Raw genomic sequence first — 1836 nt, 5'->3', positions numbered from 1 at the left:
TCACCGGCGTGGCCGATGGCGCCATCAACAGCAGCAGCAGCGATGCCATCAACGGCAGCCAGCTGCAGGCAGCGGGCGACAGCCTGGCCAGCAACGTGCTGGGTGGCAATGCCGATTACACCGGCAACGATTTCACCATGAGTGACGTGGGCGGTACTGGCGAGAGCACCATCGATGACGCCATCCGCTCGGCTAATACCACTGCCAATGCCGGCTGGAACGTGGCCGACACCAACGGCAATAGTCACAACATCGGCCCGAACGGCAAGGTGACGTTCGAGGGTGATAGCAACGTGACCGTGACCGAGTCCGGCGTCGACGATGATGCCAAGGTTCAGGTGGCGTTGAACGACGACATTACCGTCGATAGCGTGACCACTGGCAACAGCACACTCAACACCAATGGCCTGACAGTCACCGACGGCAGCAATGTCACCGAAGTGACTGCAACCGGCACCAGCGTCACCGACGGCACCAACAGCACCGAGTATGGCGCCGACGGCATGATCATCGCCGGTGGCCCGAGTGTCACCACCAGTGGCATCGATGCGGCCGGTAACACGGTCACCGGCGTGGCCGATGGCGCCATCAACAGCAGCAGCAGCGATGCCATCAACGGCAGCCAGCTGCAGGCAGCGGGCGACAGCCTGGCCAGCAACGTGCTGGGTGGCAATGCCGATTACACCGGCAACGACTTCACCATGAGTGACGTGGGCGGTACCGGCGAGAGCACCATCGATGACGCCATCCGCTCGGCCAACAGCGCGGCCACTGCGGGCTGGGACATCAGCGCTCAGGGCAGCAACCCGACCAATGTGGGGCCGAACGACAGCGTCGATCTGAACAACAGTGACGGCAATATCGAGGTCAGCAAGACCGCCGCCGACAACAACGTCACCTTTGATCTGGCCGATAACATTGATGTTGCCAGCGTGACCGCCGATGACGGCGCCGGTAATGTCACCAAGGTGACCGCGACCGGCACCAGTGTGACCGATGGCACCACGACCACCACGATTGGGGCGAACAACGTCACCAGCGGCAACGTTGTGGTGGATGGCAGCCAAGATGTGGTTAGTGGGCTGTCGAACACCACCTATGATCCCACGGCGGACTACAGCACGAGTGACCAGGCGGCGAGCGAAGCACAGCTGGGCGGCCTCGGCGATAGCCTGACTGCCGACGGCATGAACTTCGCCGGCGACAGCGGCACCGACGTGCACCGTGACCTGGGTCAGACCCTCGACATCATTGGTGGCGCGGATGCCAGTGGCAACACCAACATCACGACCGTCGCCGATAACGCCAACGGCCAGCTCTCGATCGTGATGAGCGATCAGCCGCAATTCGGCAACGTGACCGTCAATACCGGTGGTGGCGACACCATCGACGGGCTGGGCAACACCACTTTCGATCCCACTAACGTGGTCGATGACCGTGCGGCGACCGAAGGTCAGCTGGAGGACGTCAATGCGGTGGCCACTGCGGGCTGGGACATCAGCGCCCAGGGCAGCAACCCGACCAATGTGGGGCCGAACGACAGCGTCGATCTGAACAACAGTGACGGCAATATCGTGGTCAGCAAGACCGCCGCCGACAACAACGTCACCTTCGACCTGGCCGCCAACCTCACGGCCGACAGCTTGACCACCGGTAACAGCAGGCTCGACACCAATGGCCTGACAGTCGCCGAGGGCGGCAATGTCACCGAAGTGACTGCAACCGGCACCAGCGTCACCGACGGCACCAACAGCACCGAGTATGGCGCCGACGGCATGACCATCGCCGGTGGCCCGAGTGTCACCACCAGTGGTATCGATGCGGCTAGCAACACGG

At 62.8% G+C, this 1836-nt stretch carries 1 protein-coding gene; it reads left to right on the top strand.

Going from position 1 to position 1836, the window contains the following annotated elements; translation table 11 throughout:
• On the top strand, positions 1-1836 hold a 1836-nt coding region (locus IOC61_RS08520), incomplete at both ends, for a beta strand repeat-containing protein (RefSeq protein ID WP_229333055.1).

Origin of the sequence: Halomonas sp. KAO, from assembly GCF_015595025.1 — a bacterium.
Classification (GTDB): domain Bacteria; phylum Pseudomonadota; class Gammaproteobacteria; order Pseudomonadales; family Halomonadaceae; genus Halomonas.
Note: the sequence above shows the minus strand (reverse complement) of the source record. Positions and strands in the feature narration are given on the sequence as shown.